This is a genomic window from Pseudomonas sp. YH-1, assembly GCF_051990045.1.
Taxonomy (GTDB): Bacteria; Pseudomonadota; Gammaproteobacteria; order Pseudomonadales; family Pseudomonadaceae; genus Pseudomonas; species Pseudomonas nicosulfuronedens.
The window spans coordinates 3,689,880-3,712,434 of the sequence record NZ_CP178184.1; the positions used below are offsets into that span (position 1 = coordinate 3,689,880).

A 22,555-nucleotide genomic window follows, 5' to 3' on the forward strand; every position below is an offset into this window, starting at 1 on the left:
AATTTGTTGACCATGAGAAATGATCTGTTTGATGTGAGCGGAAAAGTCGCGCTGGTGACCGGCGGCACACGTGGTATTGGCCTGATGATTGCCAAAGGCCTGGTTAAGGCCGGCGTGAAGACCTATGTGGTTTCCCGCAAAGCCGAGGCATGCGCTGAAGCTGAAGCCGAACTTAAGCAGTACGGCGAAGCCATCGGAATCGCAGCAGACCTCTCCTCAATGGAGCAGGTGAACGCATTTGCGGAGGAGTTTCTCCGCCGCGAGCCAAAGCTGCACATCCTGGTAAACAACGCCGGCGCAACTTGGGGCGCCAAGTTCGGCGAGTTCCCGGAGAACGGCTGGGACAAGATCATGGACATCAACCTGAAGTCCATTTTCTTCCTGACTCAAAAGCTGGGAACTGCCCTGCAGAGTGCCGGTACCGATGAAGACCCCGCCCGCGTCATCAACATCGGCTCCATTGATGGTCTGACCAGTCCCGGCTACGGCAACTACTCCTACTCGGCAAGCAAAGCCGCCGTGCATCACCTCACTCGCCATCTGGCCGCGCATCTGGCCCGCGCGAACATCAACGTGAATGCCATCGCCCCGGGCCCGTTCGAGACGAAGATGACTGAGTTCATGTTGAAGGAGAACGCGGACCAAATCACCGAGACGATTCCCCGCCGTCGCGTCGGCTTGGCATCTGACGTAGCCGGGACCGCGATTTTCCTCTCGTCGGCGGCCTCGGCTTACATCACCGGCGCCATCATCCCGCTGGATGGCGGCTACTCCACCACCCGCTGAAGGACTCGGTCATGACCAATCGTACTGTCTCCGCTGACGAACTCCGCCAGCTCATTGGCAAGGATCTGGAACCGTCTCCTTGGGTGCTTCTGGACCAGGAGCGAATCAATGGCTTCGCCGATATCACCGAAGACCATCAATTCATCCATATCGATCCAGTTAAAGCTAAGGGAACACCGTTCGGTGGAACCATCGCTCACGGTCTGCTGACGTTATCGATGCTGCCTTCCCTGATCGAGAAGACCCTTCCTGCTCTCGAGGGAATGAAGGCCAGCATCAATTACGGATACAACAAAGTCCGCTTCCTGGCTCCTGTACGCAGTGGCAAGCGCATCCGCGCCAAGTTCGTGATTACGGACTTCACCGAAGCTGGCGAGGGCCGCTATCAGGTCATCACATCCATCACCGTTGAGATCGAAGGCGAAGAAAGGCCGGCACTTGCTGCTGAGTGGATCTCGATGATCCTGGTCTGACCCGACGTACAGAAGGACAAGAAATGACTATTCGTTTTGACGGTCGAGTAGCGATCGTAACTGGTGCAGGCAATGGTCTTGGGCGTTCTCACGCCCTTGGCTTGGCAGCTCGTGGTGCCAAGGTCGTCATCAACGACCTCGGTGGAACTCGGGATGGAAGTGGAGCAAGTTCAGACGCTGCTCTGGCAGTGGTGGAGGAGATCCGCACAGCCGGCGGCGAAGCGATTGCCAATGGTGCCAACGTGGCCAATTACGACGAAGTCGAGGCCATGGTGGAGCAGGCTCGATCCAAGTGGGGGCGCGTTGACATTCTGATCAATAACGCCGGAATCCTTCGCGATGCGACCTTCGCTAAGGGATCTCTCGACGACTTCTGGAAGGTGATTGATGTTCACCTCCGCGGCACTGTGAACTGCACCAAGGCTGTATGGGATCTGATGCGCGAGCAGAACTATGGCCGCATCGTTCTGACCTCGTCCGCGTCGGGCCTCTACGGCAACTTCGGCCAGGCGAACTACGGTACCGCAAAGGCCGCGATGCTGGGCCTGATGAACGTGCTGCATTTGGAAGGCCAGAAAAACGACATTCGCGTGAACGTATTGGCGCCCACAGCGGCAACTCGGATGACCGAAGGACTGATTCCTCCACCTATCGTGCCGCTTCTTGCTCCGGAAACCATCACTCCAGGCCTGCTGTTCCTCGCCAGTGAAGAAGCACCGTCCAAGGTCATCCTGGGTGCCGGCGCAGGTGTATTTGCCTGTAGCCACCTTTACGAAACCGATGGCCTATTCCTACACGAGCAGGAGCGCACTCCCGAAGTAATCGCCTCGCGATTTGGCGAGATATCCAACCCTGAAGGTGAGGCGGCGCTGGAAGGCGCTTTCGATCAGACCATGCGCTTTGTCCGCAAAGCTGCCGGTGCCCTGGGCGTCAAATTGCCCAGCTAATTCGAGGATCTCGCAATGCGTGAGGCTGTTATCGTTTCGACTGCCCGTACTCCGATTGGCCGGGCATTCCGCGGCGCTTTTAATGACACAAAATCACCGACCCTCATGGCGCACACTATTCGCCATGCGGTGGAGCGCTCCGGCCTTGAAGGTGGGGTGTTCGAGGATGCAGTAATCGGCACTGTACTGGCAGCAGGTACTGCCGGCGGGAACATCGCTCGTAATGCAATCATCGCAGCTGGCCTGCCAGTCACAGTGCCGGCGCAGACTATGGATCGCCAGTGTTCCTCTGGTCTGATGGCCATTGCGACGGCAGCGAAACAGATCACTTTCGATGGAATGGAAGCTGTCATTGCCGGCGGCCAGGAGAACATCTCCGCTGTGCAGAGCGAATACTTCGGTTGGGTCGCCAAGGAGGCCGATCCGAACGTCGTGGCAGCGGTAAAAAATGCTTACATGCCGATGCTTCACACTGCTGAGTTTGTCGCGAAGAAGTACGGCATCTCCCGGGAGGAGCAAGACAGCTACTCACTGGAGTCGCAATTGCGTACGGCGCGCGCCCAGGATCTAGGTCTCTTCGGCAATGAGATCGTTCCGTACCAGGCTCGCATGAAGCTGCAGGACAAGGAGTCTGGCGAGATCAGCTTCCGAGACTTGCTGCTGGACAGGGACGAGGGCAATCGCCCGGATACTTCTTATGAAGGACTCTCTCAGCTTAAGCCTGTCCTCGAAGGCGGCGTCATCACCGGTGGTAACGCAAGTCAACTGTCGGACGGCGCATCCGCCTGCGTACTGACTGAGGCACGATTTGCTGAGCAACGTGGCCTTGAGCCGCTCGGTATCTATCGGGGAATGACCGTTTCGGGTTGTTCTCCCGAAGAGATGGGCATCGGTCCGATCTATGCCATCCCGAAACTACTAAAGCAGCATGGCCTGAAAGTGTCGGATATCGGCCTGTGGGAGCTGAATGAAGCTTTCGCGTGCCAGGTGCTCTACTGCCGCGAAAAGCTTGGAATCGACCCAGAGCTTTACAACGTCAATGGCGGAAGCATCTCCATTGGACATCCGTACGGTATGACTGGCGCGCGCTTGGTTGGTCACGCGCTGCTTGAAGGCAAGCGCCGGGGCGTGAAGTTTGTTGTCGTCTCGATGTGCATTGGCGGCGGTATGGGCGCAGCCGGTCTTTTCGAGGTCGTCTGAGAAATTTTCCTTCCCTTGTCCCAGGGCTTGAGAGCTGTCGAGGGCCACGCACCTTCGACAGCTCTCGTTTTTTTGGGCAAATCACCGATGGTAGTACCTATGTGGAAGCACATTCAGCTCGATGCAATTGAGTCCGTCGCGGTGGTCAGACTGAACCGCCCTGATAAGCACAACTCAGTCAGCACGGAGATGCTCCTGGAGCTAATTCGGTGTGCTGAATACCTAAAGACCAACCTCGAAATCCGCGCTGTGATCATCACAGGTAATGGTCCGTCTTTTTGCTCAGGCATGGATCTCAAGTCCATTCTCAGTGGCGGTAAATGGGCAAAGCTTCGAGCGTTCATTCCCCTCTGGAAACCCACAGAAAACCGCTATCAGCGTGTTTCCATGATCTGGCGAACGCTGAGCGTTCCCGTGATTGCAGCTATCCATGGCAACTGCTTTGGCGCAGGTCTGCAGATATCACTTGGAGCCGATGTTCGCATCTCGTCTCCGGATGCTCAGCTCTCCATCATGGAGTCCAACTGGGGACTCGTACCTGATATGGGGGGATCGGTGCTATTGCGTGAGCTCTTGCCCAAGGACGTGGCTATGGAGCTGACCTTCTCTGGAAGGACCATATCTGCTAGCGACGCAAAAGAGCTTGGGCTGATTACGCACATTGCCGAAGACCCGATGTCCGCAGCCTATGCACTGTGTGCGGAGTTTGAAAAGCAGTCCCCAGATGCAATAGCAGCGGGGAAGCGCTTGCTCGTCGGTGCGTGGTCGGGGACGGAAAGATCTGCCCTGAGCCTGGAGCGACTTTGGCAACGGCGGGTGATTGGTAAGCGCAATCAGACCATTGCGACCATGCGCCGTCTGAAGAAGTCCGAACAGAGCTATGTCAGTCGAACCTGGTAGTGCCAGGAGTCAAGCTATGAGCAAAGCATCAAGCGAGAAAGCCGCGCGTACCCGGCAAGAAATACTGAGCGTCGCCGTCTCTCTGTTCCGCTCGCGTGGGGTAGATGCAGTGAGTATCTCCAATATCATGGGCGCATTGGGTATGACGACAGGTGGGTTTTACAAATACTTCGAATCGAAGGAAGCGCTTGCGCATGAAGCCTTCCAACAAGCATTCAAGGATGCGCTTAATTTCTGGGAGTCTTCGGCAGAGCAGGCTACGGAGAGTTCTCCTATCCATAGCCTGACTTCCGCCTATCTTGCGATTGCTGAAAAGGGACTCTGTCCGGTGCTTGCTTTTAGCCGAGACGCTCCAGATGAAGACCACGCCGTATCGTTAAACCAGGAGTTCAGAGTCGGCGTGGAGCGATTGCTTAACACTGCAATCAGGGCTGCTCTAGACTCTGGAAGGAACCGTGAAGAGGCGATGAGTCACTTTGCTGCAATGCTGGGAGCAGGGCTGCTGATTCGGATCGCAGGGTCTGAATCTTGGGCTAGAGAGGTTGCAGAGGCCACAGAGTACTCGATGGACTATCTGGCGTCCTATCCCAGCATTCCAGGCCTGTACTAGGGGAGATCATGAACACTGCCTTGAGCTACCCCTTCGCAAAGCCAGAACTGGGCTCAGTGACTGCGGTTTCGCCAGAGGTACTCTGGATACGCATGCCACTCCCGTTTCGTCTGGACCATGTAAACCTATGGGCGATTAAGGACGGTGATGGGTGGGCCATCGTCGACACCGGCATTCGTAATGACATCGTCGAGTCAACCTGGCGTTACGTGCTTGACGAGGCACTCTGTGGTGCTCGTATTTCAAAGGTCATTTGCACGCACATGCATGCCGATCACGTTGGTATGGCTGGTTGGTTGGTGCATCGTTTTGGCTGCGAGTTATGGATGACCGCAGGCGAGTACCACGGGTGCCAAGCACTGCTCGAGCCGGAGTTACAAGCGCCACCAGCGAAGATTGAGTTTTATCGCCGCGCCGGGTGGAGCGATGAGGCGTTGCAGAGTTTCCAACAATCGTACGGCGGCTTCAGTAGCTCGGTTCACCCACTGCCGAGTTCTTTCAGATGTCTGTCAGATGGGGATCTGATCTCGATAGGAGACGTCGATTGGAAGGTCATTGTAGGTAAGGGGCACACGCTAGAACACGCTTGCCTCTACTGCCCACAGCTTGCGCTTTTCATCTCCGGTGACCAAGTCCTCCCCAGAATCACTTCCAATGTATCGGTTCCATCCCTGCAGCCTAATGCCGATCCCATGCGGGATTGGCTTGCTTCCTTGAGCAAGCTTAAACAGTCTGTAAGTGATGATGCGCTTGTGCTGCCATCTCATAACGAGTGTTTTAGGGGATTGCACGCGCGCCTTGATCATCTGAGAGACATACAGAGCTGCATCTTCGATGAGTTGCTCAAGCTGCTGCAGCGACCTCACCGAGCCGTGGACATATTCGAATGCCTTTTTGGTCGACCGATTACGATGTCTGATGGCTTTCTGCTGACTATGGCTACAGGTGAAAGCGTCGCTAACCTCAACTATCTGATTTCAGATGGCTTGGTCGATAAAAGCATCGACGGTGCTGGTATTGCTTGGTATCAGAGCACTTCAGGCGACATGTAGTCAGGTAAGAAAAGTCGCTTACCAGCGCCCCTCTTAGGCTTTCGATCCGCACGACTTTCAGCACTAAGGGGGCCTCCCTCCCGTCAACTGTCACCTGGCCGACACTTCGTTCCCAGGGTTCTCAATAGGATTTCGGTCGCCATATTTCGAGACGCGTTTGCCAAAAACGTCGGAATGCGGTTGCGACCATCTCAGTAGTCACGAGATGGCCATTTTCCGAATCGGAGTCAGCTGACAATGTACAAGAAGACTTTTCCGGGTGCCGTGGCCCTTGCGGCCTATGCTTTTTCGCTGCAAGTACACGCGAACGGCTTTGCCTTGAATGAACAAAGCGCCAGTGGAGCTGGTACCGCTTACGCTGGCCGAGCTTCAAGCGCCCTGGATGCCAGCACTATCTTTGGTAACCCTGCTGGACTGGTGAAGCTCAAACGTGCCGAGGTGAGCGGGGGATTCGCTGTCATCGATCCCAGTGTTGACATCAGCGGAGTGTCCAGCGATGCCTCTGGGTCCAATAAGGGCGACTCTGCGCCGCTTGCAGCGGTTCCATTCGGTTACGCCTCAACCCCGTTGAACGATGACTTTAGTGTCGGCATCGGCGTATATGCCCCTTATGGGCTAGTCAACGATTATGAGTCTTCGTTTCAAGGGCGGTATCACGGCTCGTATAGCATGGTGAAGGTCGTCACCTTTCAACCAACCATAAGCTACCGCATCAACGATTCCATCTCCGTTGGCGGGGGCGTCACTATCAATCGCATTGACGGCGAGCTGAAAAACAACTTGGCCACTGCAGCATTGAACCCTGCTGGCAAGGACGCAGAGATCAAAATCAAGGGGGACGACACCGCAGTCGGATATAACCTCGGCGTGATGGTTGAGCTTAGTGATGCTGCAACGTGGGGGCTTACGTATCGATCGAAGGTCGATTACACCCTAAAAGGCCATACGACGGTTTCAGACTCACCTGCTGCCTTTGGCCTTAACGGCCGCTATGGCACTAGCTTAGACGTAACCTTGCCAGAATCAGTAGACACCTCTCTAACCTATCGTTTCGACGATAAGTGGACGGGCTACCTGGGGACGACCTGGACGCGATGGAGTCGCCTCAAGGCGTTCGTTGCTGAGAATGAAGGCGTCCCTCCGCTTGGCCTGGCTTTGGGATTTGGAAGTATTGGTGAGGACGTGGACTGGCATGACACTTGGTCTGTAGCACTGGGGACGTCTTACCAATTGAGCCCGCAGTGGGTGCTGCGGACCGGCTTCGCCTATGACCCATCTCCGGCAACAAACGAGAACCGTTCGGTGCGCATTCCAGTAGGGAATCGTCATAGTGTCACGCTAGGAGCCGGTTACTCGCCGGCGGATGATCTGACGATCGACTTCGCCTATGCCTACATATGGGAAAGCACGGCCTCGATTAACCAAGAGAACACTTCCGGCCTGCAGCCGGCCTACAGCGCTAGGTACGACAACAGTGCTCATGGCCTCACCGCGCAGCTGACCTACCGCTTCTGACGAGTCCGATGCCGCCAGTTGGAATGAGCTGGCGGCATCCACAAAGCAGTAGCGACTACTTCTGAACCGGCGAAAAAGAGTGCAGCAAGAACTGGCTGACCACAGAAAGGATTTCCTTGGACAGCTTGTCATCCGATACGGCGCGAGATAGGCCAAGTGCCCCCACCATGGCGCAGAAAGCGACCATCGCATCCGCACTCACAGCCTGTTTCTCCGACTGCCCAATTAGTCTCGAGATGCCGCGCAAATTTGCTTTCACCTTCTGGGTATAAAGGTCCTTTGCCTCTCCCTGGAGTCGACCTACATCGTTGACCAGTGCCCCGACAGCGCAGCCGGTCCCCACCGCATCTCGATGACTATCGCTTAGGTACTCTGAAACAAGAGATTTAAAGGTGACTTGGGTTGCCCGCGGTGGTGCTTCCGAGCGCTTAAACGCGCTCGCGAGTGCCTCTGCTACCAGCTCATCTCGCGAAGCAAAATGCTTGTAGAAGCCACCGTGCGTGAGGCCGGCTTCCTTCATCAGGTTGGCGATGCTTAGGCCATCGATACCCAACTCGCAGAAGCGCTCGGCCGCAATCTCCACGATGCGATCATGCGTCGACTCTTTGCTGGCCTGTGAGTGCCCCATTGCGTCTGCCTCTCAGTTGATGCTGGGCCGGAGCATACCATCCGGCCCAACGACACAGACTTACCACTTTTCGCCGAAGGGGCGTATCTCGGCGAGGAAAGTCCATGCGCTCCTGGGCTGATGAATGAGATGGGATATCTCTGCTGCAATGTCATCTGACTGGATGAAGAAATCGTCAGCCGCATCGGGACGCATTTTCCGAGTCCACTCAACATCGATGACGGCATCGATGACTAGATAAGCCACATGCACGCCTTGCGGCCCCAGTTCACGTGCGATGGATTCAGCCAGAATCCGCTGAGCCGCCTTTGTGGGAGCGAAACCTGCAAAATGACTTTTGCCTCGGAGTGCAGACGTATTCCCTGTGACGACGATCGCTCCTTCGCCTTTCTCGATCATTGAAGGGGCAAGCCGCCTGACCAGGTGCAGCAGCGCCATTACGTTGGTTTGGAAGTTGGCCTCCAAAGCCTTGGGATCGATCTGCTGGAAATTGCCAAAGGTACCTCCCACAGCGTTGTGCACCAGTACGTGTGCACGCCCCAACTGTTCCTCAATACGACTCAATGCGTCATCAAGTTGGTTGGTATCGGTCACATCAACCGCGAAAGCCAACGCACCTGGCAGCTCTTCTTCAAGTTTTCTCAGCCGCTCATTGTTGCGGGCGATCATGGCGACCTTGAAACCGTCTGCGACCAAGCGACGGACAATGGCAGTTCCTGTACCAGGGCCAACACCGGTAACGATTGCGATTTTTTGCTCGTTCATTTCACGCCTCTTGTGCTGATTTCAATGCAGCTCTGACAAAGTCGAGCCGGTCGTTTCCGAAGAATTGCTCATCCCCACAGAAGAACGTGGGTACGCCGAAGACTCCCCGGCTAGCCGCTTCATCGTTGGCTTCGGCTAGCTGTTCGCGAACAGGCGCGGAGTCTGCTATCTGCCAGATATCTACTTCGACGCCGAGCCGCTCTAGAAACGCCTTTCGTCCATCAACGCTGAGCAGGTCGTCGTCGCCGGCCCAAATGGCCTCGAAAAGTGTGGGGTGGACGACTTCAAAAGCACCGAGCAACTGAGCAGCAATCCCCGCCCTGGAAAACAGTGAACCGTCGAATTCTTGGCTGCGAAGTGCCTTGAAAAGCCGGCTATTGGGCTTCAATGGAACTTGGTAGAGCGCTGCCCACCGGCCAGCATCTACACCCGAGTACCTGGATTTTGCAGGGCAAGCCGGTGAGGGCTGGTTATTGACCTTCTTCATGACCGCGACGATGTCCACGGCACAGTACTCAACTGGGTGATTCAGGCTCGCCAGCTGGGTATTTGCCAGATAGGCGTAAGGGCTTCGGTAGTCGTAGACGAACTGAAGGTGCATTTGAGTTGTTCCTTGCCGTAAGTGACGGGGACTGCCTAATGCATCGATCTGGATGCTATTCATCATCCATTCTGGATGTCAAATAACATCCAGAATGTAATCTGCATGACACTTCGCTCGAACGGTGAATCCTAGGATTGGTGATTCCTCATTCCTAACGTTCTGGAGACGAACGCCATGCTCGCCCTTAAGCATCACCACGTGTTCACTAACGGAATCCGCATGCACTACGTCGAACAAGGCGAAGGCCCTGTTGTGGTTCTCCTTCATGGATGGCCGGAGTCCTGGTACTCATGGCGGCACCAGATCGAGCACTTGGCAAATGCGGGATTTCGCGTAATTGCACCTGACCAGCGTGGGTACGGTGACACAGAGGTCCCTTCGGATATCCCCAGTTACCACATCATGAATTTGGTCGGCGACGTGGTTGGGTTGCTCAATGAGCTGGGGGTCCGCGATGCAGCGGTGGTCGGCCACGATTGGGGATCGATGGTGGCTGCAGCCTGTGCGCTGTTACGCCCAGATCAGTTCACTAAGGTTGGCTTGCTCAGCGTGCCATACATGCCCAGGCGAGGAGCGCGCCCAAATCTGAGATTCGCTCTAGCGACGCAGAAGAAGCACTTCTATCAAGATTACTTCCAGAAAATTGGGCTGGTAGAGAAGGAGTTTGAAGAAGACGTCCGTCGTAGTCTTCTGGGGATCCTCTATGCCGGCTCCGGGGAAGCGAAGCTGAGCAGCAACCCGCCGAACTTCATAGCCTTCAGTAAGACGACTCGCCTGGTCGATAACCTCATCCAGCCGGAGCAACTTCCGTCCTGGCTCACCGAAACCGACTTGCAGGTGTTTGTCAGCCAGTTTGAGAAGTCAGGCTTCGTTGGAGGGATCAACTGGTATCGCAACATGGACAGAAACTGGGAGATGACTCCGTTCTGGAATGGCGCCGTCGTCACCCAACCCCTGCTCTTCATCTCAGGAGAGCAAGATGGTGTCCTAACCATGACACGTGAGGAGTATGACGCCCTCGAGTTCAATGCCATCCAGCTTTCGGGCAAGTACCTGATTGAGGGGGCGGGTCACTGGATACAGCAAGAGCGTCCGGTTGAGGTGAACCAACTGCTCACCGAGTTCCTTGCGCAGAGCTGACGATTGAAAGGCTAGGGCTAGCCAGCCCTAGCCTTTTAACCGCACATGAGCGCCACATACCAAGGCCGTTAATCCGCTTAGAAGGCTATGCACTGGTTCAGCCTCGCTGGCAATATCAACAACCGCGTTTTCTTCGTCTAACACGGCAGCTTCATTCGCCATCAACTTCGGAAAGTCGCTGCGTAGATCGGCGCTCTTGAGTTTTATAGGGCAGGGAGAGCCGCTGGCATCCCATGAGTAGCTCTGCAGCACAACATCGCCAATCCAGGGGGAGACTTCATTCGCGCAGTCGACCTGGCTCGACCTCCAATCGGCGAAGTGCTGTCCGGCGACAACAACCAGCTCTACAAAATACAATTGCAGCCTGATCCGTTCGAGCTTTTGCATTGACTGCGGCGATACAAAAATAGCCTTCGGTCGACAGTCTTTCAGAGCCTCCAGAATTTTCTCTGCGGAGAGGCTGTGAGCTAGTGGCACGAGCGTAGCTCCAGCACGCGCGGCCCCTATGCCTATCTCGTACAGCTCTGTGCAGCCATCAAGAACTGTCGCCACTTTTCGGCCGCCGTATACGCCCGCGGCCCACAGCCCGCGAGCTACTTGATCCGCCCTACGATTCAGCTCTTGGTAGGTGATGTGACGGCTTTCGAAAGAAAGTGCAAGACGCTTGGGCATTTCTTGGGCTTGACGGCGAGCTATACAGGCAAGCGGTGAGGTATTCATTGGACTCTCCAGAGGCACTTGATTTGTTTTTGTGGGGCCTTCGGATCTGATCGTAGAGAGCTTGCGGAGAGAGAAACGTCTTCTGGACGACACTCGATTGGCGGGTAGGGTGATGCTGCCGGCTGGATGAGTTACTGCTTGTTTAGAGTGGGGGCAAATTTGCCCCCACTCGATCTTTCGTCAGGGGCGTACTGCCACCACCTCGATTTCCACTAGATAGCCGGGATTGGCTAGACCAGCGACTTGGAATGCCGAGCGTGAGGGCAGGTTGGGTTGCTTCGCTCCTCCGAAGAACTGCGTATAGCCCTTCATGAATCCAGCGAAGTCCATCTTGCCGCCCTTGGCCGGGTCACCCACCAGGTAAACCTGCATCTTCACCACATCGCCCATCTTCAGGCCGAGGGATTGCAGGTTCTTCTCGATGCTCTGCAGCACATTGACCGTTTGCGCCTCGGTGTCGCCATAGGCCTTGAGGCTGTCTTTCGGTGCGTTGGTGTTGATCACGCCGGGCACCACGCCACTGAGGTTGACCACGGTGGCGGAGGCCGGGATTTCCACCGCCAGGGCGATGGGAAAGTCCGAGCCCGGTAGTTTGTGTCGGATCACTTCCGCGGCCTGTGTCGTGACGCTTGCGGCCAGCGTGGCGCAGGCCAATCCTAGGGTTAGCAGAGTCTTGTTCATGGAGTCCTTCCTGTGTGATGCGCGAGTCTCAGCGCTGGGTGATCTTCTTCACGTCGTCGACCTTCACGGTGTCGGCGTAGTGATTGTCGAAGTGGGTTCGAACGTAGTTCACCACCTCGGCGATCTGTTCATCGCTGAGGTAGTCCTTGAAGCTGGGCATGCCACCGTTGCCGTGGCTGACCATATAGATCGGGTAGGCCGCCGCGGCCAGGCGCGAGTTGTGGGCCAGCGCGGGGTAATGGCCGGCCCCTTCGGCGCCTTGCGCCTGCGGCATGTGGCAGCCCTGGCAGATGCCCTGGAACAGCGCCTGCCCGCTGCTTTCGTCGAAGTGGTCGGGACCTGAGAAGGGGGGCTGTTCAGCGGCTTGAGCGGCACCAGCGGACAGGGCTGCACAGAGTGCCAGGGCGGCGAGTGGTGAGCGGGGGCGGGTCATGGGCTTCTCCTTGCCTCAGGCGGCGCGCTGGCTGGCGACGATGTGGGTGTGCAGTCGGGTGATCGCATCCAGCGAGGACAGCACGGCTCCTTCCTGCCACGCTGGAATGTACGAGGCGTGTTCGCCAGCCAGGACGATGCGTCCGTCGATCTGGCACAGGTTGCGGTAGTGTTGGGCGCGGGTTTCCTCGGTCCACATGCCATAGCAGCCGTTGGTCCAGGGCACGCGATGCCAGCCGACGGCAATACCGTTGTCGAACTCGGCGGTGTACTGCGGGTGGATCTGCGCGCCGTACTCGACGGCCTTCTTCACCCGTTCCTGTGGGCTCATGGCGGTGAATTCGTAGGCGTTTGGTCCCCAGACGTAGCCACCCAGCAGCACCCCCTTTCCAGGCTTGCCGTAGTCGGTGCTGGGATAGCTGATCTTCTCGATCGGCAGGTCGGTGTAGCTGATGCCGCCGAAGATGCGCTCGTCTTCCTCCCAGAAGCGCCGCTTGAACTGCAGACCGATCTTCACCGAGGCGTCGTAGGGCACCGAGCGGATCGCCGCCTGCATGTCCTGGCTGACGTTCAGTGGCAATTGGCCGAGGATCGACAGCGGCAGGGTGCACACGCACCAGTCGGCCTTGGCCTGCATCGGTGCGCCGGCGCCTTCGCGATCGACATAGGTGACGGTGACGCCCTTGTCATCCTGCTGGATGGCGGTGACTTTGCTGTTGTAGCGGATCAGGTCGTTGACCTGGCGGGCGAAGGCCTGGGCGATCATGTCCATGCCGCCGACAGGCTGGAACAAGGTGGTCTGGTAGTCGTATTCCTGGCCATCAATCAGGTGTCGCCAGAGGCCGGAGCGCACCAGCTCCGCGGCGTCCAGCGGATCAGAATCCTGCGCCAGCGGCATCAGCCCGCCGGCTGGGTCGGAGACATAACCACGGCGCAGGCTCGCTGCTGGCGACTTCAGGTAACGCCCCTGACCGTCCAGAGCGCCCCAGTCGCGCAGGGCTTCCAGTAATTTGTCGCCATCCTCGCGGGTCACGCTGGCCGACAGCGCGTTCTGGCCGACGGCCTTGTGCAGCAGTTCGGCGATGTGTCCCTGGAAGTCGGCCTGTACAGCGCGTATTTTCTGTGGCTTTCCGCCGAATGCCTTGCTGGCGTGGAACACCGCGTTGTGGTTGACCTGAACGAAGGGCTCCAGGTGCACGCCAAAGCGCTTGCAGTAATCCAGCACCGCGTAATGGTGATACGGGATACGCCACGGCCCGGGGTTGAGGTAGAGGCCCGAGTCGAACTCGCAGTGCTGGGTGGCGCCTCCCATTTCGGTGAAGCGGTCGCCGCCACGCAACGTCCAGCAGCGGCCACCGGCTTTGGCGTTGTATTCAAGTACCTGCACCTTGTAGCCGGCCTTGCGCAGTTCGTAGGCGGCCGTCATACCTGCCAGACCCGCTCCCAGCACGAGGACGCTGGCACCCTTGGGTGCCCCCTGGAGGTGTATCTCACCGTGGTAGTCGGACTCCGCTGCGAAGCCCAACGAAGTCATTGCCTGATACATCGCTGCCGCGCCCGCGGTCTTGCCAATCAATGCCAGCAAGTCGCGCCGGCTCATGCCTTGTCGTGCTTCCATACAACCTCCTTGGCTTTCATTCGGGCAAAACTTTCCCCTCCCGGCGGGCCTTTTCTGCCGCAGGTTGAGTGCTTGGAAATTTAATTAGCAAGCAAACGAACCATTGCAACCGATATGCCAATTTGCTGAGTCGCGTTCTTCCGTTGAACGCTCGATCAATAGTTTCAAGGTGTCGCGGAGAGGGTCTGGCAAGATGCCATTAGAAGCGAGGGATGTTGACGGTATGCACTGAGATAGAGCCTTCGAGGCCTATCAGCCTATTGTTTGCACCTAGGTGGGGCCGTTTGGCTGTTTTGTAGCGAAGATTAATTCGGGAAACAGAGAATCGGCACTCAGCCGAAAAGTACGATGGTGTAGGGGCGATTTACGGGGTGGATGTGGTGCTAGGGCTAGCTCCACTGGCAAAAGTCAGGATCAAGGTGTATGTCCGTTTTCTTGAGCCCTGTGTTTTATTTACGGGGGGCAAGAGTGTCGCTTAGGCGACACTCTGATGGAAGTCGTTTCCGCAGTATGGCAATGACTTGCAGGGTGAGGGGGTGGATTGCAACGAGGAGGGGGTGGTGGATTCAGAATCCCTCAGTTTTCTGTGCATCCTCCGAGCCCTGGACGTGATGTTTTGCAAGCTCCTTTTTTAATGGGCCTCCTGCTTCGGCAGGAAGCCACGCCTCGCGGGCAGAATTCATATCCAGATTGACGGGGGCCCTTGTCTTCGCTGCATAAAGACCACCTAACTCGATGCGCCTTAATAGATATCAATGTCGTGATCAGTCCTGTCGTGGATCCTGGGTGGCACGGAGATTCGCGCCTGAGTCGGTAGCACGCTTTGGTGGCTCGGGCCGCAGTAATCTGTGAATCAAAAAACAAGGAACGTCATCGACCATGAAACTGCAAGCGCTTCGTCTGTCGAATTTTCAATCTTACGGGCTGGAACCTACTGAGCTCACTCTCGAAGACATTACGTACCTGATCGGCCCGAATGGATCGGGGAAAACAGCCGCGCTCCAGGCCATTTGCCGGCTATTCGCGTTTGATCCTGCTCTTCGGCGGGTACAGCGTTCTGATTTCCACGTGCCGTTCGACGAGCAGGCAGCTCCAGACGAACGTCAGCTTTGGGTCGAGGCCGATTTTGTGTTCCCGGAGCTAGGGCTCGACTCTGATAACAGTACGGTCGCCCCTCATTTTGGGCACATGCGCCTAGACGAAGCGGATGGCCTGGCCCGGGTTAGGTTTCGCCTCACTGCGACGATGGGGCTGGATGGCGACATCGAGGAAAGTCTGGTGTATGTCCTGGACGTCAATCCTGACGGTTCGCCTCTGTCGACCACGAAAGTGCCACGCTCTGAGCGGAACCACATCCAGGTCCACTACCTACCTGCACGCAGAGACCCTGCTGATCACATCACCTATGGGGCGAATGCCTTGCTAGGTCGGATGCTTCGATCAGTTCAGTGGAGCGCCGAGCGAGAGGCCGTTAAGGAGCTCACGGATCAGATCAGTGGCAGCTTGGAGGCTAACCCTTCAGTTGGCATGCTGAGCGAACAGCTAAGGGCAGCATGGGCGCGGCTCCATAAAGGACAGTTTTTTACTGATCCAAAAATTACCTTCGTGGCTTCTGAGATTGAAGCGCTTTTACGCCACATGTCGGTCTCTTTCACACCTGGCCATGATGACCAAATGGTCGATTTCTCTCGGCTTAGCGATGGCCAAAAGTCGATGCTGTACCTGTCGCTTGTTCTTGCATCTCAAGCCATCGGACGTGCTGTTCTCTCGGAGGCCGATACCTCATTTGACGTGATAAAGCTTCGCCCCCCTGTGTTCACTATTGTGGCGGTCGAGGAGCCTGAGAACAGTCTGTCGCCGCATTATCTGGGACGGATTGTCAGTGCTCTAAATAGCATGACAAGTCAGAACGATGCTCAGGCCTTGATCGCGACCCATGCACCCTCAATGCTGCGGCGGGTCGAGCCTGGTCACATTCGGTACCTGCGACTGACTGGGTCCAGGCACACTAAGGTCACCACGATTCAGCTTCCGGCTTCGACCGATGATGCGCACAAGTTCGTGCGTGAGGCTGTCCAAGCGTTTCCCGAGATCTACTTCTCTCGACTGATCATTCTCGGAGAGGGCGATAGCGAAGAGATTGTGTTGCCTCGACTCTTTCGCGCGAAAGGGGTGCCCATCGATGAAGCTGCCGTAACGATTGCTCCTTTGGGTGGGCGTCACGTTAACCACTTCTGGCGCCTATTGGAGGCGTTGGAGATCCCTTACTTGACGTTGCTGGATCTCGATACTGCGCGCTATGCCGCCGGCTGGGGACGAATCAAGTACGTTAACGACAAACTGGCCATCTTCAAGCCAGCGATGGTGCTGCCTTCAACCCTCACCATTCACCCCTGGAACCACCCTACTGAACTTGTACGCGACTACCCGGAGCACCTCAGCGAGCTAGAGGAGCGGGGCATATTCTTCTCTTCGCCCATGGACTTGGATTTCGCAATGTTGCTTGCGTATCCAACAGCCTACTCTGTTTCCTACGGCGCTCCAGACACAGCTACGATCAAGGCGGTCCTAGGCAAGAGTCACGTTAACTCCGCCCAGTACAGTGCCTCTGAGCTGAGCCTTTTCGATACCTATCACCAGCGCTTTAAGCTCGGGAGCAAGCCTGCTGCTCACATCGACGCGCTTGCAAAGCTAGAGGATCAAGACCTACTGGCGTCTATGCCGCCCTCACTAAGCCGACTGATTGATGCAGCAATCACGAAGTTGGAGGGGCTGCCCGAATGATCAAGGCAGAGGATTGGACGCCGGCAGATGGGCTTCAACTTGAGCCAAATGCACTTGCGGCTGCTAAGGCGCGTAAGCAAAGCCTCGCTCTGACGGCGGGGCCAGGTGCTGGTAAGACGGAAATGCTGGCGCAGCGGGCCGACTTTCTTTTACGAACCGGAAACTGCCGCTACCCGAAGAGAATTCTGGCCATCTCGTTCAAGGTCGACGCCAGCAAAAATCTGAAGGAACGTGTCCTCCAGCGCTGTGGCACGGATCTCGCGGTGCGGTTCGATAGCTACACATTCCACGCGTTTGCGAAGCGGATCATCGATCGCTTTCGGGCAGTATTGACCGGAAAGTACGCATTGGCTCCGGGCTACAAAATCAGCGATAGGAAGGTAGACGGGGTAAAGAATCAGATTGAGTTTTCTGATTTGGTGCCGCTGGCCATTCGAATCTTGAGAGAGTCTACGGTTGCGCGAAATGCAATTCGCCAGACCTATAGTGATGTCTTTTTGGATGAGTTTCAGGACTGTACAGACCGCCAGTATGAGCTGATCAAACTGGCCTTCCAGGACACGCCAATTCGCCTGACAGCAGTCGGCGACACGAAGCAGAAAATCATGGGGTGGGCAGGTGCCCTGGATGGGATCTTCGAGGCGTTTGCCAAGGACTTCAATGCGCTGCCTTTGAACATGTACCGCAACTTCCGCTCCAAGCCCCGCCTGTTGCGCATGCAGAACGAAATTGTTCGCGTGCTTGACGAAGCCGCCGCAGTACCTGAGTCGCAGATCAAGGGAGGCGAGGGGGAGATCATTGCCTGGAATTTCGAGAATAGCGGAAAGGAAGCTGAGTACCTGGCGGACCTCATTGCCGGCTGGGTGAATCAGGAAGGGGTGCCTCCCTCAGAGATTGCTGTTCTGGTTTCAAAGCAGCCAGATCTCTACGTTTGGCAGTTGGTCGCCGCCCTGGAGAAGAGGGCAATACCTTACCGAAACGAACAGCAGATGCAGGACATTTCGGTAGAGCCTGCCGCACGTCTCATCGTGGACTACTTGTCTTGTCTATATGGACAGCGAGAGCCGAAGGCCTGGGTTCGATTGATAAATCTGTTGGCACCATTTGCCGACGACGAAGACGTTCAGTCCAGCGCCCGAAAAGAGCTTGATCGCCTGATTAAGCAGCAGCGAGCCGCGATCGCATTGGCGGAGCTACTTGATGATCCATTTTCTGGTTGGTGGGAGGCTGCAAGAGCGTTCCTGCAGCATGTGCAGATTGAGACGCTGATGGCCCTGTCGCCTGACTACGAAAGCCGTGAGCGGCTTGTCGAGGTCATTCGATTGACCAAAGAGCGAATTGCTGAGCTGCTCAAGCTTGAGCCTTGCCTGCCAAAGGCCTTGGAGCGCTTTGCTGATGATCAGTCAGTGCGGATCCTGACGATGCATAAGAGCAAGGGGCTGGAGTTCGATTCAGTGATCATCCTAGGGGTCGAGAAAGAGACCTTCTGGGGCAAGGCCGCAGAAGAGCGCTGCACATTTTTTGTTGGGGTCTCGCGAGCGAAGCGCCGTCTTGTAATGACAGTCTGCGAAGAGCGAGAGACTCCGCCCTCTGAACCGAGGCGTTGGAATGTGAAGCGCTCCGTGCATGAGGAGTTCTACGGTTACGCTAGGCCGTTTTTGACCAGCGTCTGAACGCGCCGCTCACACCAGAATGCGCTCCCGTGCTGCCTCGGAGATCCGTAGTTCCGGTCTCTCTTTTTCAGTGGAAACCCCCGCTTGGAGACTGGGAGCTATCGGCGATCTATTTCGGTCCAGCGTAACGCACGAGTCCGGCTTAAAGTCGCGTGCTAGACGGTCGCTATAAGGAGATATCCATTTGACCGGAGCTCGCATGCAGCACGAAAATATTCCAAACGTCCAAGGGCAGGGGTTAGCCCTTTGGGTCTTGAATGTCGTCAAAGATCACTACGGCTGGATTTTCGCCGTTGTTGCGGCATTGTCGCCTCTCGCCGGTATCGTCAATTTGGCGATTTACACCCATTACATCGGTCGTCCTGATGCGCTCTTGCCGTCGCTTGAGCTAGGCCCCGGGCTGGTAGTTCTCTGGCTCGCCTACATACTGGCCTTCGTGCTTATCCTCGGCGCCATGCTGATCACTTCCCTGATTCTGTCTGGGCTTTTTGGTTGGCTGCGGCCTTTTCCGGGTCAGGCCGAAAAGGTTGTGCGCCAGGTAATCGCTCTGACAGGAGCGGCCATGCTTGGAATTATCGTTCCCATCGGCGTTGCTTATGCGGTGGATGGCTCAGCAGGACCTGCTTGGTTGCTAAGTGTCTTCATACCGCCCGCGGTGTTCTCCTGGTCCTTCATCCGAGCTAATGGCACAAGGGTTGAAGCTTTGGTTGCAGCTCATACCCTACCGAGGAAGCTTCTAGCCTGTGCGACGTTAACGGTGATGGTCGGTGCTACGGCGTTTTGTGGAATGTACCCGGCAACCTTCGTGGAAGCCTCTTTTGAGGCGAAATTGGGCGTGGGTGATTGGCAAGAAAAGCTGCTGTTCTGCTTTGTCACGATGATTGCCTCTATGTCTCCGGCCATTGGCTACTTCATCGCAGCATCGAAAGGGAAGCGAGCTCAGATCAAGGCCGCACTGTCCGGCGTTCTGCTGTTTCTGGGGGTACTGGTACTGACGATGCCTAGCCTACTGAGCCTGCCATCGCTCGCTGCAGCCAAGCTCCTAGGAGTCAGCGACCGTACGGTAAAACGCTACTTAATTAGCAATGAGGAATACCCAGCGCACAGCTTGGATGCCAAGAAATGGGCACTCTCCTTCAGTCAGGAGAAGCAGTATCTAGTGGAAGGTTTCGCCTTGTATTCGTACGGGGCGGTTGTGCTGCTGTGTCCCGCTTCCCTGGCAAAAATTTGGGGGAAGGATCTGGATCAGTACACCGCGCAGTGCATCGCGTTTGAGCGCCGTGCTGTGAAGTCCCTGGATGTGGCTCAGCGTGACTCTCAGACAGCCAGCGCTAACTGACGTGGAGTTGAGATTGCACAAGATCTTCGATGCTCCGCCCGACCAGCGTGCCCCAATATCCAGCGCGTGCCCAATAAAAAAAGCTGGAGAGATGGCCATAAGGCATCATGCTCGCTATCGTTCCGACTTTTATCAAAGTGCGCTGAGTCGCACTGACATAACCTGTCAAAGGTAGGCGCTAGATTTCCTGTTCAACGCTTATTGGAAGAGCATCTGAATGGCATCTGAGTTCCATGACACCCTTGCATGGCGCCTGGCGGAGATCCTGCGCCTGCTACATCTGGGCGAGCAATTGGACCGTCAACAGCTCGCCGAGCGCTTCGGGGTAAGTGAACGCACGATTTATCGAGATCTGAACCGATTGGGTGACGTGATCGCTCCACTGGGGAATGGCCGCATCCAACTCGCTGCTGAGTACCAGAGCGAGCTCTCCCCGACGGACCTGCAGGCCTTTGCCAGACTCAGTGGTGTCGAGCAGATGTTTCCCTCTGCGATTAGTCGTCGCTCCTGGCTGGAATTGTTGAAACAAGGCAATACCAGTTTTCTGGTGCGTAACGGCCATTTTGAGGCCAGCCAGCCGCATGACCAGGTGTTTCGCCAACTGCGCCAAGCCATCGAGCGACGCCAACGCTGCCGAATGCTCTACACCGACAAGGCTCGGCAGGTGGAGCCCTATCTGCTGATCCACAACAAGGGTATCTGGTACTTGGCTGCCACTGAAAGTGGCCACCTGAAGAGCTTTGCTCTGGGGCGTATCTGCGACCTACAGGTGATGCAGGAAGTCTTTGAGCCTCTCCCTGAGGTGCAGAATCAGATCCATGAGGATGACGATATCTGGTTCGGTCAAAACCGATTCGAAGTCACCTTACAAGTAGCCGCCGACAATGCTCATTACTTTCTGCGGCGTAATGTGCTCCCTCGTCAGGAGCTGATCGAACAGCGAGAAAACGGTCAGCTGCTCCTGCGTTGCCAAGCCAACCATCCCAATCAATTGCTACCCATCATCCGCTATTGGATTCCACACGTACGGATCATCGAACCCGTCTGGCTGCAGCAGAAGCTGCTGGACGAACTAAACGACTATCTGCAGTGAAGCAGGACACACCATGACTGAAATGGAAAAGCCTTTAGGCGACGACTACGACAAGGACAGCAGCGTTAATCTTGATGAGATCGCTGAGGGCCAAGCGGCTCGCATTGAAGGCACTCTCTTCGGAAGCGAAGAAAACGTCGACAAGGCCACCTCAGTAGTCGCCTCGTTCGTCGCCTCGTGCAATGAGCGCGGTGAGAAGCCGTTGGAAGAGTGGCTTAGCGACGAGTTCCGCAAGTACCCGGAGCTTTGGAAAGACGAAGAAGAGCTGCTGGAAACAAGCCGTCAGGTGATCCGGTCCACTGCCGTCTTCAATGACACCCGAGAATCGCTGCAGACCCATTTGGACAAAGGGCGCAGCAAGGCGTCGTGGCTGGCTGGAGAGATCGAGACGAGTGCTGCTGTTTCTGGCTCGGTGCACGTGGGCCTGTATGCCGGCAACATCGATGAAGCGCTGGCTAAAGCCACTGAAAATGCCAAAAGGATCGTGACCACCCAAGCTGGTGCGATTAACCAGAATCCCCAGCTGAATGGATTGATTGCTGAGCAGCATCACGTTGATACCTTCAACATCGATGCGGCTGTCAAAGGCAGCCCCTACCGTGCACGGATGGTCCACTCGCGCGAGTTGAATTCGGTCGACATCGAGATCGTCGACGGTAAGGGCAATGTCGTAGGCAGTTACCAGTCGAAGTACGGGGCTGACGCCAGCGCGACCAATAGTCAGTTCGAGCGTGGTGACTACGGTGATCAGCAGCGTTTGGTTCCCGAGGGGCAGGGCGCTGATGTGCCCAATAGCACCGAGGTAATCGAAGCTGGCGGTGTGAAATCAAAGCCGTTGTCGAAGGAGGAAGCTCGGGATCGACAGCAAAAGGCACAGGCTGAAGAGGAAGCTCGGCAGTACGATTGGAAAGACACCAACCGTATCGACATCGCTAAACAAATTGGTAAGCAGGCTTTGCTCGGCGCCTGCATCGCTGCGGGCATGCAAGGTGCGCGGATCCTGGCTCGCCGCGGTTGGAATCGACTAAATGGTCGAGAGAATCCCAGTGCCAGTGAAGACCTCAAGGAGTTCTTCGAGAGTTCGCTCCGCTCCGGCACGAACATCGCCGCTCAGGTTGCGATCTCTGGTGCATTGGTTGTTGCGGCGAAGAATGGCTTCTTGGGTGCCGCCTTGCGCAATACCCCTGCGGGCTTGATCACCAACATCGCTTGTGTAGGTCTGCAGAACGCGAAGGTGCTTTACAAGCTGGGCAAGGGAGAGCTCACAGGGCAGGAAGCCATCGATGAAATCGGGAATACCACTGTCAGTGCGACTATGGCGATTGCAGGAGCCACTAAAGGGGCAACAGTTGGGGCCGCTATTGGCACCGTGCTGGGTCCGATAGGCACGGTCGTCGGTGGGTTCGTTGGTGGTGTAGCCGGTGGGATGGCCGGTGGGAAGATTGGCGAGGTGATCTACAGCGCTAGCAAGATTGTGGCGAAGGTTTCGGTCCGGGTGGCAGCTACTGTCGCTCAGAGTGCGGGACGGGCCATTGAGTCTGTTGGTCGCGGCATCAGCGATTTTGCCTCGAATTTTCTTTCGTCCTGGTGACCAC

The 22,555-nt window shown here is 56.3% G+C and carries 21 protein-coding genes; 14 read left to right on the top strand and 7 right to left on the bottom strand.

Features of this window, described 5'->3' with window-relative positions:
• Positions 1–12 precede the first annotated feature (12 nt).
• From ACKI1H_RS17130 to ACKI1H_RS17165, 8 genes are all read left to right on the top strand, one after another.
• Positions 13–786 carry an SDR family oxidoreductase gene (locus ACKI1H_RS17130; protein ID WP_440465708.1) on the top strand — a complete coding sequence of 258 codons (774 nt, stop codon included), beginning with the start codon at positions 13–15 and terminating at the stop codon, positions 784–786.
• An 11-nt stretch (positions 787–797) separates the two neighbouring features.
• Entirely contained in the window at positions 798–1,259 is a 462-nt protein-coding gene (locus ACKI1H_RS17135; protein ID WP_440465709.1) for a MaoC family dehydratase, read from the top strand.
• Positions 1,260–1,282: 23 nt separating this feature from the next.
• Positions 1,283–2,206 carry an SDR family NAD(P)-dependent oxidoreductase gene (locus ACKI1H_RS17140; RefSeq protein WP_440465710.1) on the top strand — a complete coding sequence of 308 codons (924 nt, stop codon included), beginning with the start codon at positions 1,283–1,285 and terminating at the stop codon, positions 2,204–2,206.
• Positions 2,207–2,221: 15 nt separating this feature from the next.
• Positions 2,222–3,406, top strand: coding sequence for an acetyl-CoA C-acyltransferase (locus ACKI1H_RS17145; protein ID WP_440465711.1), 1,185 nt, complete (start codon positions 2,222–2,224; stop codon positions 3,404–3,406).
• Between the two features lie 99 nt (positions 3,407–3,505).
• Positions 3,506–4,306 (top strand): crotonase/enoyl-CoA hydratase family protein, encoded by an 801-nt coding sequence (locus tag ACKI1H_RS17150; protein ID WP_440465712.1) that lies wholly within the window; start codon positions 3,506–3,508, stop codon positions 4,304–4,306.
• A 16-nt stretch (positions 4,307–4,322) separates the two neighbouring features.
• Complete coding sequence (locus ACKI1H_RS17155; RefSeq protein WP_440465713.1) at positions 4,323–4,916, top strand: TetR/AcrR family transcriptional regulator; 594 nt, start codon at positions 4,323–4,325, stop codon at positions 4,914–4,916.
• 8 nt (positions 4,917–4,924) lie between these two features.
• Positions 4,925–5,968 carry an MBL fold metallo-hydrolase gene (locus tag ACKI1H_RS17160; RefSeq protein WP_440465714.1) on the top strand — a complete coding sequence of 348 codons (1,044 nt, stop codon included), beginning with the start codon at positions 4,925–4,927 and terminating at the stop codon, positions 5,966–5,968.
• A 237-nt stretch (positions 5,969–6,205) separates the two neighbouring features.
• The gene (locus ACKI1H_RS17165) at positions 6,206–7,483 is read left to right on the top strand and encodes an outer membrane protein transport protein (protein WP_440465715.1); all 1,278 of its coding nucleotides are present in this window, start codon (positions 6,206–6,208) and stop codon (positions 7,481–7,483) included.
• Positions 7,484–7,538: 55 nt separating this feature from the next.
• On the opposite strand, the gene ACKI1H_RS17170 is transcribed toward ACKI1H_RS17165, so the two are convergent.
• From ACKI1H_RS17170 to ACKI1H_RS17180, 3 genes are read right to left on the bottom strand one after another with little or no spacing between them, the layout of a single operon-like run.
• Positions 7,539–8,111 (bottom strand): TetR/AcrR family transcriptional regulator, encoded by a 573-nt coding sequence (locus tag ACKI1H_RS17170; protein WP_440465716.1) that lies wholly within the window; start codon positions 8,109–8,111, stop codon positions 7,539–7,541.
• Between the two features lie 60 nt (positions 8,112–8,171).
• Positions 8,172–8,876: an SDR family NAD(P)-dependent oxidoreductase gene (locus ACKI1H_RS17175; RefSeq protein ID WP_440465717.1), complete on the bottom strand. Its 705-nt coding sequence runs from the start codon at positions 8,874–8,876 to the stop codon at positions 8,172–8,174.
• A gap of 1 nt (position 8,877) precedes the next feature.
• Positions 8,878–9,477, bottom strand: coding sequence for a 2-hydroxychromene-2-carboxylate isomerase (locus ACKI1H_RS17180; RefSeq protein ID WP_440465718.1), 600 nt, complete (start codon positions 9,475–9,477; stop codon positions 8,878–8,880).
• A gap of 222 nt (positions 9,478–9,699) precedes the next feature.
• Here ACKI1H_RS17180 and ACKI1H_RS17185 point away from each other — a divergent pair, with 222 nt between their 5' ends.
• Complete coding sequence (locus tag ACKI1H_RS17185) at positions 9,700–10,620, top strand: alpha/beta fold hydrolase (protein ID WP_440465719.1); 921 nt, start codon at positions 9,700–9,702, stop codon at positions 10,618–10,620.
• 27 nt (positions 10,621–10,647) lie between these two features.
• Here ACKI1H_RS17185 and ACKI1H_RS17190 read toward each other — a convergent pair whose 3' ends face one another.
• From ACKI1H_RS17190 to ACKI1H_RS17205, 4 genes are all read right to left on the bottom strand, one after another.
• Positions 10,648–11,340, bottom strand: coding sequence for an AMP-binding protein (locus ACKI1H_RS17190; RefSeq protein ID WP_440465720.1), 693 nt, complete (start codon positions 11,338–11,340; stop codon positions 10,648–10,650).
• 180 nt (positions 11,341–11,520) lie between these two features.
• Positions 11,521–12,021 (bottom strand): RidA family protein, encoded by a 501-nt coding sequence (locus ACKI1H_RS17195; RefSeq protein WP_440465721.1) that lies wholly within the window; start codon positions 12,019–12,021, stop codon positions 11,521–11,523.
• Between the two features lie 28 nt (positions 12,022–12,049).
• Complete coding sequence (locus tag ACKI1H_RS17200) at positions 12,050–12,454, bottom strand: c-type cytochrome (protein ID WP_440465722.1); 405 nt, start codon at positions 12,452–12,454, stop codon at positions 12,050–12,052.
• A gap of 15 nt (positions 12,455–12,469) precedes the next feature.
• Positions 12,470–13,999, bottom strand: a complete 1,530-nt coding sequence (locus ACKI1H_RS17205; protein ID WP_440468879.1) for a flavin monoamine oxidase family protein — start codon at positions 13,997–13,999, stop codon at positions 12,470–12,472.
• Positions 14,000–14,950: 951 nt separating this feature from the next.
• Between ACKI1H_RS17205 and ACKI1H_RS17210 the strand changes: the two genes are divergently transcribed.
• From ACKI1H_RS17210 to ACKI1H_RS17230, 5 genes are all read left to right on the top strand, one after another.
• The gene (locus ACKI1H_RS17210) at positions 14,951–16,855 is read left to right on the top strand and encodes an ATP-dependent nuclease (protein WP_440465723.1); all 1,905 of its coding nucleotides are present in this window, start codon (positions 14,951–14,953) and stop codon (positions 16,853–16,855) included.
• A complete protein-coding gene (locus ACKI1H_RS17215) occupies positions 16,852–18,528 on the top strand; it encodes a UvrD-helicase domain-containing protein (RefSeq protein ID WP_440465724.1) in 1,677 nt (558 codons plus the stop codon). The genes ACKI1H_RS17210 and ACKI1H_RS17215 overlap by 4 nt, the downstream gene beginning before the upstream one ends.
• Before the next feature lie 199 nt (positions 18,529–18,727).
• Complete coding sequence (locus tag ACKI1H_RS17220; protein WP_440465725.1) at positions 18,728–19,867, top strand: hypothetical protein; 1,140 nt, start codon at positions 18,728–18,730, stop codon at positions 19,865–19,867.
• A 217-nt stretch (positions 19,868–20,084) separates the two neighbouring features.
• Positions 20,085–20,960 carry a helix-turn-helix transcriptional regulator gene (locus ACKI1H_RS17225; RefSeq protein ID WP_440465726.1) on the top strand — a complete coding sequence of 292 codons (876 nt, stop codon included), beginning with the start codon at positions 20,085–20,087 and terminating at the stop codon, positions 20,958–20,960.
• Between the two features lie 13 nt (positions 20,961–20,973).
• Positions 20,974–22,551 (top strand): hypothetical protein, encoded by a 1,578-nt coding sequence (locus ACKI1H_RS17230; protein WP_440465727.1) that lies wholly within the window; start codon positions 20,974–20,976, stop codon positions 22,549–22,551.
• Positions 22,552–22,555: the final 4 nt, after the last annotated feature.

Coding starts and splice junctions, on each gene's coding strand:
- ACKI1H_RS17130 (WP_440465708.1), top strand. CDS start 13: ATGAGAAATGATCTGTTTGATGTGAGCGGAAAAGTCGCGCTGGTGACC.
- ACKI1H_RS17135 (WP_440465709.1), top strand. CDS start 798: ATGACCAATCGTACTGTCTCCGCTGACGAACTCCGCCAGCTCATTGGC.
- ACKI1H_RS17140 (WP_440465710.1), top strand. CDS start 1,283: ATGACTATTCGTTTTGACGGTCGAGTAGCGATCGTAACTGGTGCAGGC.
- ACKI1H_RS17145 (WP_440465711.1), top strand. CDS start 2,222: ATGCGTGAGGCTGTTATCGTTTCGACTGCCCGTACTCCGATTGGCCGG.
- ACKI1H_RS17150 (WP_440465712.1), top strand. CDS start 3,506: ATGTGGAAGCACATTCAGCTCGATGCAATTGAGTCCGTCGCGGTGGTC.
- ACKI1H_RS17155 (WP_440465713.1), top strand. CDS start 4,323: ATGAGCAAAGCATCAAGCGAGAAAGCCGCGCGTACCCGGCAAGAAATA.
- ACKI1H_RS17160 (WP_440465714.1), top strand. CDS start 4,925: ATGAACACTGCCTTGAGCTACCCCTTCGCAAAGCCAGAACTGGGCTCA.
- ACKI1H_RS17165 (WP_440465715.1), top strand. CDS start 6,206: ATGTACAAGAAGACTTTTCCGGGTGCCGTGGCCCTTGCGGCCTATGCT.
- ACKI1H_RS17170 (WP_440465716.1), bottom strand. CDS start 8,111: ATGGGGCACTCACAGGCCAGCAAAGAGTCGACGCATGATCGCATCGTG.
- ACKI1H_RS17175 (WP_440465717.1), bottom strand. CDS start 8,876: ATGAACGAGCAAAAAATCGCAATCGTTACCGGTGTTGGCCCTGGTACA.
- ACKI1H_RS17180 (WP_440465718.1), bottom strand. CDS start 9,477: ATGCACCTTCAGTTCGTCTACGACTACCGAAGCCCTTACGCCTATCTG.
- ACKI1H_RS17185 (WP_440465719.1), top strand. CDS start 9,700: ATGCACTACGTCGAACAAGGCGAAGGCCCTGTTGTGGTTCTCCTTCAT.
- ACKI1H_RS17190 (WP_440465720.1), bottom strand. CDS start 11,340: ATGAATACCTCACCGCTTGCCTGTATAGCTCGCCGTCAAGCCCAAGAA.
- ACKI1H_RS17195 (WP_440465721.1), bottom strand. CDS start 12,021: ATGAACAAGACTCTGCTAACCCTAGGATTGGCCTGCGCCACGCTGGCC.
- ACKI1H_RS17200 (WP_440465722.1), bottom strand. CDS start 12,454: ATGACCCGCCCCCGCTCACCACTCGCCGCCCTGGCACTCTGTGCAGCC.
- ACKI1H_RS17205 (WP_440468879.1), bottom strand. CDS start 13,999: ATGTATCAGGCAATGACTTCGTTGGGCTTCGCAGCGGAGTCCGACTAC.
- ACKI1H_RS17210 (WP_440465723.1), top strand. CDS start 14,951: ATGAAACTGCAAGCGCTTCGTCTGTCGAATTTTCAATCTTACGGGCTG.
- ACKI1H_RS17215 (WP_440465724.1), top strand. CDS start 16,852: ATGATCAAGGCAGAGGATTGGACGCCGGCAGATGGGCTTCAACTTGAG.
- ACKI1H_RS17220 (WP_440465725.1), top strand. CDS start 18,728: ATGCAGCACGAAAATATTCCAAACGTCCAAGGGCAGGGGTTAGCCCTT.
- ACKI1H_RS17225 (WP_440465726.1), top strand. CDS start 20,085: ATGGCATCTGAGTTCCATGACACCCTTGCATGGCGCCTGGCGGAGATC.
- ACKI1H_RS17230 (WP_440465727.1), top strand. CDS start 20,974: ATGACTGAAATGGAAAAGCCTTTAGGCGACGACTACGACAAGGACAGC.